Raw genomic sequence first — 6,732 nt, forward strand, 5'->3', positions numbered from 1 at the left:
CCAAAAATTATATATCAACGTATTTTCTATACTTTTGTTTGTTTTTTAAAAAGATTATCTCAAATATTATAATGCTAGCTCCTTGTTATTTATTATTATGTCCCTTATAATAATTAGGGAATTCTAATTATTATTATACTAGTTTATTTCCTATCGAAAGGGGAATCTTATATGAAAAATTGTATCGTAGCTCAATCAGGAGGTCCAACTTCTGTAATAAATGCCAGTGCTATGGGAGTACTTGATTCAAATACTAACTCCCACTATTATGACAATGTTTATGCTGGTATAAATGGAATACAAGGTGTTTTAAATAAACATATTGTAAACCTAACGAGTCTTCCTTACGATGATGTTAAAGGATTAAAATATACTCCATCCTCTGGTCTTGGTTCTTGCCGCTATAGATTAAAATCATTTAAAAAAAGTACCGAAGAATATTTAAGACTTTTTGATATACTAGAAGAATATGAAATTAAAACATTCTTTTATATCGGTGGTAATGATTCACAAGATACTGTATATAAATTAAGTGAATATGCAAATGAACACAATAAAGATGTGAAATTTATAGGTATTCCTAAAACTATAGATAATGACCTACTTATTATGGATCATACTCCTGGATTTGGAAGTGCAGCTAAACTAATTGCGACTCAAGTTCTTGAAAACTTCTTAGATGCCAGTGTTTATCCAGCAAGTGGAGTCTTCATACTTGAAACTATGGGACGTGATACAGGTTGGCTCGCAGCTAGTGCTTGTATTGCTAGTATCAATGGCAAACCTGCTGTAGATTTTATATATCTTCCAGAAGTAGCTTTTGATGCAGACAAATTTTTAATAGATGTTAGTAAAAAGCTTATGGAAAAAAGGCATGTTTTTGTAGTAGTTTCTGAGGGAATTAGAACTAAAGAAGGTATCTTCTTAGGAGAAATCGGTGAAGTATGCCTTGATAAATTTGGTCATGCTAAATTAGGTGGTGTTTGTGCCTACCTTAAGAATCTAATTCAAACTACAAACACTGCAGAAAAAGTTAGAGTTCTAGAACTTTCTACAATTCAACGTTGCTCAATGCACTGTTCCTCTCAAACAGACATTGATGAAGCATACGATGTAGGAATTGCTGCCGCTAATTATTCTATTAATGGGATAAGTGGAAACATGATAGGTATAAAAAGGCTTTCAAACTCACCTTATAAGTCTGTACCTTTTGTACTTAAAGCATCAGACGTTGCAAACAACATTAAATACTTTCCTAAAGAATGGATAAACGCAGAAGGTAATAATGTTACACCTGAAGCTTACGAATACACTCTTCCATTAATAATGGGTGAGCCAAAAATATTAATAGAAAATGGTCTTCCAAAATATACATTTTTAGAAGATAATTTTAAATTATAAACTAGCAGTTAAAACACAAGCAATTTTATAATTCATTAAATCATCTCCTGGGTCGTTGCAACATCTTCGTAAAAGATGAATTAACGACTTCTGAAATGTCGTTAATAAATACAAGAAGCTCTACGAAAATTTTTCGTAGAGCTTCTTGTATTACATAAATTAAGGTAATGGATTTTCATTACCATATTTAAAATATATTAGTGAATTTAAAAATCTTTGGTATTTACTAATCTCAGAACTAACTTCGCGTCCACGAAAAAATTCCATTGAAATAACTTCCCATAGAAATACCCATCCGCCAATGTTAAATCCTTGCTGTATGGTTCCAAGTATCAAGTTTTTACCCTCATTTCTACCTAAAAAAACAGACACACCCAGTAAACAAAGAGCTATAAGTACATATTTAAATATTTTATGATAATTATTCTTTAGTACTTTAATTTCTTGATGCAAATAAAAAGAATAGTAGGTTTTTATTCCTGCAATTAATGATTCCTCCCTATTTATATCTTTTACTTCCTTAGGCAAATAAAAACATATGTCTACTCCATGTTTTTCTGGAATCTCTTCAAAACAATTTTCAAGAAAAACCGCTAAATCCGGATCCATATCTCTTTTTCTAAAAGGAGCACGATCCCATTCATTAAATATATCAGTATATTTATCTATAGCTACCTGTATAACATAATTTCCTGTGGTAGCATTTTTCTCATAAATTTTTTGAAGATAATCACTTTTCTTCGGTATCATAGTTTTTTTCTTCCATTTTGTATTAATACTCTGCAATATGTTGTACATTTTATCAACCCTTCATAACTAATTCAATTACACTTCATTATACAACTCCTACCTCAAATATCCAAATATACCACTTCTAAAAAACGTAGTAATTATTAACTCTACTTTAACTATTCTCTAGTTTTCATTAAAATTCGTATGGTTATGATATTTTTTACATATATTCATAAATATTGTTATTAGTTATGGACCATCGCTAAATACCAATTTAAAATTCTATCTCCCCAAATCATTATTAATAACGCAGAAATTATAATAGACGGACCAAAAGGCATCTCTGATCTACCACTTTTCTTCTTAAACCATAGCAAATAAACACCAACAACTCCACCAATTATAAAAGAAAAGAACATCATTACAAATGTTAAATTAAGTCCTAAGAACAAACCACAAAGGCCACAAATCTCTGCATCTCCCCATCCCATACCCTCTGTGCCAAGAATAAGCTTTGACAATAAAATAATTAAAGTTATAATTCCTGTACCTAATAATGCACCATATATATAGGTAACTACTGGTTCACCTAGGTAGAAATTCACTCCTAATAAAACAATACCCATAGCTATTGCAAGCCATGTTGTAGTCGCATATACATCCATAGTATCATAATCTATCATAGCAATAACAATTAAAAAAGGTATCAGTATTAAAAATCTTAAAAGATAAATACTTACTCCATATTCAAAATAAGTCAGCAAAAAAAGTATTGCTGTTGTAAGTTCTATTAGGGCATATCTACTAGATATCTTTTCATTGCATTTCCTACATTTACCCTTTAAAAAAATCCAACTGAGTACTGGTATAAGATCATAATACTTAATTTTGTTTCCACACGATGTACAATGAGATGGTGGATATGCTATACTTTCTCCTCTTGGAATTCTATATATGCATACATTTAGAAAACTTCCTATTAATAATCCCAAAATAAAAATATATATTGCAATAATACTCTCCATATATAAAGCCTCCTTCAATTTATTTTTCTTGTAAAATACAATAAATTCTTTTTTAAACTACATAATATATTATTAATATAATTTTTTAACTCTATTGTATTTATTTTCATTATAACTTTAACATATATAAGCAAATATTAACATGTATAATGTTTAAAAACATTAATATGTATAATTTTTACGAAACATTATACATATTATATGATTATATGATTTTAGCTATAATATATTTTAGGAGGCTCACATTAGTTTACTATAATGTTATCAATAAATAAAACTATTCCTTTGCATATGCTGAATCAATTGTAGGGTACAAATTATAATTAACACTACCTTTATGCACTGAAACCTCAACATTATCATTTTCTCCGATTTCAACAAAAAACTGACCATCAGTAACTGCCTTAACCGTTGGCTCAGCCTGAATATAATCCTTTATATCCTTATCTAAAATAGCTGCGCCAGTATAAGATCCTGTGATTTTGTCTTCAGCAATAAGTGAATTTGTAGCATCAGCAATAACCTTTGCACTAGCAATGTCAGCTTTTATCTTAGCATCCTTTTGTATTCCACTAAACTTAGGAACAGCAATTGCCGCTAAAATTCCAATAATTGATATTACAATTATAAGTTCAATTAAAGTAAACCCCCTTCTTTTCTTATTTTTTATGGTTCTCTGTGATAAAATTACATTTAAAATACGTGCCATAAAAATACTCCTCCTTACAATAATTTGATGGTTATTCATCTAATTATTGCCAAAGAAGAGTGTTTTATATTCAATATAATTTTTTAATTTTATATTAATCTACAATAAGTTTTATAAAGTGAAATTTTTTATAATCAAATAATCCTCTAGCAGTAATTTTTACTGCTGGTATTACAGGTAGTGCCATAAATGACAAACTTATAAAAGGATCATATTCAGCCCTAACTCCGAATGCTCTAGCAATTCTACTAAGCCTTTTTAAATCCTCTGATACAATATATGGAGTCGCAAACGTCATTATTCCAGCAATAGGTAAGCTGAGCTGAGCAATAATGCTTCCACCTGACACCATAACTATCCCCCCTCCAATTGTAATTAAAGAATTAACCGCTATTTCCATGTCTTTATCATTATCTCCCACCACTATAACATTATGAGAATCATGAGCTATTGTTTGTGCTATTGAACAATTCTTTAAACCTAGTCCTTCTATAAATGCAACAAAATGTTTGCCAGTTTTATGATGCCTTTCAAATACCGCTATTTTCAATATATCCTTATCAATTATTCTCTTTATATAACCACGATTATTTTCTGTTTTTCTCTGAACTAATTTAGTTTCTAATGAATTGGGAATTAATTTAATAACATTTATTGCAGATGCTATACTTTCAACTTTAAAAATTTCACTTTCTATAAAATCCATATGCATTGAAGATTTTATATTTACTTTAGCATGTTTTTTATGTGGAAGCTCTATATATTCCTTACCATCTTTTATAACCTTAACTATATTTAAGCCCTTTAAGTCTTCAAAAATTACTAAGTCTGCTTTATATCCAGGAGCTATAGCTCCTCGATCCTTTAGGCCGTAACATTTGGCTGCATTATATGAAGCCATTATAAAAGCCTTAATAGGATTAAGCCCTTGTTTTATAGAAAGTCTAATACAATTATCTATAGAACCAATTTCTAATAAATCATCTATATGTCTATCATCAGTACAAAACATGAATCTTCCAAAATTTTGATTGTTAACAGCTGGGAGTACTGCTTTTAAATTTTTTGCAGCAGATCCTTCTCTTAACATAACATACATTCCCCTGCTAACTTTTAAGCGTGCATCTTTAGCCGTTGTGCTTTCATGATCTGTTCTTACACCGCAACTTAAGTATGCATTTAGTTCATTAGGCAATATATTAGGACAATGTCCGTCAATGTGTTTATGCTTTGCTATGTCTATTTTTTTTAATACATCCTCATCCTTGTTTATAACTGCGGTTACATCCATTACCTCTCCAAGACCTAACACTTCATTATTATTAATTAATTTTTCCAAATCCTTTGAAGTAATAACATATGCACTATCCTCAAATTTTGTTGCTGGAACACATGATGGTAGCATAAAATATATATCTATAGGCGCTGCCTTACTATTGTTTATAATAAAACTAATGCCATCCATGCCTTCTACATTAGCAATTTCATGTGGATCTGCTATTACAGTAGTTATCCCCTTTTTTATTACAACCTTAGCAAACTCCTCAGGCATAATCATGGAAGATTCTATGTGTACGTGTGCATCAATGAAACCAGGTGCCACATAATAATCTGAACAATCCATTTCCACATCGCCAGTGTATTTACCAATTCCAACAATTGTATCACCAACTATTGCAATGTCCCCACTATCTATACTTTGATTAAAAACATTAATAAAGTTTGCATTTTTTAGCACAAAACTAGCTTTAACCCTACCCATAGCTGCATCAATGTATTGCTTAGACCTCTCCATATACTTCCCTCCCTAATTTTCTTTGTAAACTATCTTTGTATTAAATTATTACAAAAGTTATGACAGTATTACTTATTATTGTTATTTTCTAAAATTTTTTATAAAATAAAAAACACAGCTATTGCTGTGTTATGTCTTCTTCCGTTTTTATCTCTATTCTATTATACCAATCTACATATATATAGAATAAACTTACAACATCTTGTTGATTATACAATAATATTTTTTCTTTTTTCTCTTGTGGCATTCTATTTATATACTCATTATCCTTTACTATTCTACTAAATGTCTTTGCTAAGTTGGAACCACTTATTACTTCACTCTCACGATTTATCTCAAATATTTTTTCTAAAGCCTTGAGTCCAATACAAACTCCTTGCGCTTTTTCATAACATTTTTGTAAATCTACCTCGCCAAAATACCCTTCCAATAAGAAGTCAACTTTATAAGCTTTTAATAAATAGTTTATAACTGTAAAATCATTGTTTCCTGAAAATGTAACAATATATTTTTTATTGTGTTTTATTTTCATTTCTTCAAAATAGTTTTTAGCTAAAGTTAATATTTCTATAGCATCGTTTTTGTTCTCTGCCATATACTGTGTAACTTTTAGTTCATTTGTTATTTCATCATAATAGCAGCACCCAAAAACTCCAATACATATAGGCTTTTTGTAAATGTAATGCTCTAAATCAAAAAACAATGCATCCTTAAAGAGTTGTTTATTTCCGTCGATTGTAAGAGAACCTTCCGTGGATATATCCCCTACCTTTACAGTACTAAGTTTTGTAATCACAATATCACTCTTTTCTACTAATTTACTGAAAAGCCAAAGCGTAAATTTGCACATGTCCAATTTAAAACTTTGCTCAACTTATATGTTATCACATATCCACTATTTTATAAATTAATTTCATGAAAATTATTTTATAAAATTAAATATATTATCTAATTTCTTTATGTGTCAACTGAATTTGAAAATGTCCCAAAAAGTTTTAATTATTAGCACCAGCAATAGCTGGTGCTTTATTACGTTTTTAACCTATTTTGGGGTATAGCAAACACATCTT

The 6,732-nt window shown here is 29.6% G+C and carries 6 protein-coding genes; 1 reads left to right on the forward strand and 5 read right to left on the reverse strand.

Features of this window, described 5'->3' with window-relative positions; all coding sequences use genetic code 11:
- Positions 1 to 171: 171 nt before the first annotated feature.
- Positions 172 to 1,401 carry a 6-phosphofructokinase gene (locus KPL38_RS10390; RefSeq protein ID WP_216289063.1) on the forward strand — a complete coding sequence of 410 codons (1,230 nt, stop codon included), beginning with the start codon at positions 172 to 174 and terminating at the stop codon, positions 1,399 to 1,401.
- A gap of 159 nt (positions 1,402 to 1,560) precedes the next feature.
- Here KPL38_RS10390 and KPL38_RS10395 read toward each other — a convergent pair whose 3' ends face one another.
- The 5 genes from KPL38_RS10395 to KPL38_RS10415 form a co-directional block, all read right to left on the reverse strand.
- Positions 1,561 to 2,199, reverse strand: a complete 639-nt coding sequence (locus tag KPL38_RS10395) for a hypothetical protein (RefSeq protein WP_216289064.1) — start codon at positions 2,197 to 2,199, stop codon at positions 1,561 to 1,563.
- A 179-nt stretch (positions 2,200 to 2,378) separates the two neighbouring features.
- Positions 2,379 to 3,158, reverse strand: coding sequence for a prepilin peptidase (locus KPL38_RS10400; protein WP_216289065.1), 780 nt, complete (start codon positions 3,156 to 3,158; stop codon positions 2,379 to 2,381).
- A 277-nt stretch (positions 3,159 to 3,435) separates the two neighbouring features.
- Positions 3,436 to 3,867 carry a prepilin-type N-terminal cleavage/methylation domain-containing protein gene (locus KPL38_RS20045; RefSeq protein ID WP_216289066.1) on the reverse strand — a complete coding sequence of 144 codons (432 nt, stop codon included), beginning with the start codon at positions 3,865 to 3,867 and terminating at the stop codon, positions 3,436 to 3,438.
- Positions 3,868 to 3,961: 94 nt separating this feature from the next.
- Positions 3,962 to 5,662: an adenine deaminase gene (gene ade, locus KPL38_RS10410; protein WP_216289067.1), complete on the reverse strand. Its 1,701-nt coding sequence runs from the start codon at positions 5,660 to 5,662 to the stop codon at positions 3,962 to 3,964.
- 118 nt (positions 5,663 to 5,780) lie between these two features.
- Positions 5,781 to 6,458 (reverse strand): ribonuclease H-like domain-containing protein, encoded by a 678-nt coding sequence (locus KPL38_RS10415; RefSeq protein WP_216289071.1) that lies wholly within the window; start codon positions 6,456 to 6,458, stop codon positions 5,781 to 5,783.
- Between the last annotated feature and the right edge of the window lie 274 nt (positions 6,459 to 6,732).

This window comes from Clostridium psychrophilum (genome assembly GCF_018861705.1).
GTDB classification, from domain to species: Bacteria; Bacillota; Clostridia; order Clostridiales; family Clostridiaceae; genus Clostridium_AD; species Clostridium_AD psychrophilum.